This is a genomic window from Streptomyces atratus (assembly GCF_014648655.1).
Classification (GTDB): domain Bacteria; phylum Actinomycetota; class Actinomycetes; order Streptomycetales; family Streptomycetaceae; genus Streptomyces; species Streptomyces atratus.
Genome location: NZ_BMRN01000181.1, coordinates 1 through 1,340, shown reverse-complemented (window position 1 = coordinate 1,340; position 1,340 = coordinate 1). Strand labels below are relative to the sequence as shown.

The following is a 1,340-nucleotide window of genomic DNA, read 5'->3' as shown; positions in this document are numbered from 1 at the left end:
GGGCAGACAGTGAGGATGTCAGTGGCTTCTCCGAGGGGTCTGACTCATGGGCAGACGGACGTCGTCGGACTGTCTTGCGCTGGATCCGTCGATCCACTCGGAGAAGCCACTGACACGCGACCGGACGGGCATTCGTGACTTTATAGGAGCTTGGTTCAAAAGCCCCATCACTGTCTTGTCCGCCAGCCCGGCCGGCGCGTGCCGCCCCCGGAACGGACTCTCGCAAGGACGGACACGACCAGCATGACGCACAACACCCCTCAGATCACCGGCGGAGTCGACACGCACGGCCAGACCCACCACGCCGCGGTGATCGACTCGGTCGGACGGCACCTGGCCGACCAGGAGTTCCCCGCCACCATCCGCGGCTACCGCGACCTGCTCGACTGGATACGCTCCCACGGCACGCTCGTCGCGGTAGGGGTGGAGGGCACCGGCGCCTACGGGGCCGAGCTCGCCCGCGTGCTGACCGCCGCAGGGATCACCGTCATCGACGTGGACCGCCCAGACCGCAAGACCCGTCGGATGAAGGGCAAGTCCGATCCGATCGACGCCTATGCCGCTGCGACGGCCGTGCTGTCGGGCCGGGCCACCGGCGTCCCTAAGAGCCGGGACGGTGGGGTCGAGGCGGTGCGGGTACTGCGGATCGCGCGCCGCAGCGCGGTCAAGGCCCGCACCCAGGCCATGAACCAGATCCGCGGGCTGCTCGTCTCGGCGCCCGCGATGCTGCGCGAACAGGTCGCCGGCCTGGACCGCGCCGCGCTGATACGCACCCTGGCCCGGCTGCGGCCTGGCCATGACCTGTCCCGCCCGCTGGCGGCTACCCGGGCGGCACTGCGGCGGCTCGCCCGCCGTCACCAGGCCATGGACGCCGAGATCACCGAGCTGGACGCGGAGATCGGCCCGCTGGTCGAGCAGGCAGCCCCCGCGCTGCTAGAGCTGTTCGGCATCGGACCCGAGACTGCGGGCCAGCTGCTGGTGTCAGCCGGGGACAACCCCGAACGCATGCGATCCGAGGGCGCATTCGCGCACCTCGCCGGGGTCGCACCGATCCCGGCCTCCTCAGGACGCACCCACCGCCACCGCCTCAACCGCGGCGGCGACCGGGCCGCCAACAACGCGCTGCACACCATCGTGCTCACTCGCATGCGCTTCGACGACCGCACCCGCGCCTACGTCGAACGCCGCACCAAGGAAGGCCTGTCCAAGAAAGACATCATGCGCTGCCTCAAGCGATTCGTCGCCCGCGAGGTCTACCGAGCCCTGACCACCACACCCACGGAACGAACCACTCAAACCGACCTCGTTCCAGCGGCTTGACAACCATAGGAGCATCCAGC

At 69.6% G+C, this 1,340-nt stretch carries 1 protein-coding gene; it reads left to right on the top strand.

The features are described from left to right. Positions 1-243 precede the first annotated feature (243 nt). Complete coding sequence (locus IEZ15_RS43960) at positions 244-1,320, top strand: IS110 family RNA-guided transposase (protein WP_189282515.1); 1,077 nt, start codon at positions 244-246, stop codon at positions 1,318-1,320. The last annotated feature ends 20 nt before the right edge of the window (positions 1,321-1,340 follow it).

Coding starts and splice junctions, on each gene's coding strand:
- IEZ15_RS43960 (WP_189282515.1), top strand. CDS start 244: ATGACGCACAACACCCCTCAGATCACCGGCGGAGTCGACACGCACGGC.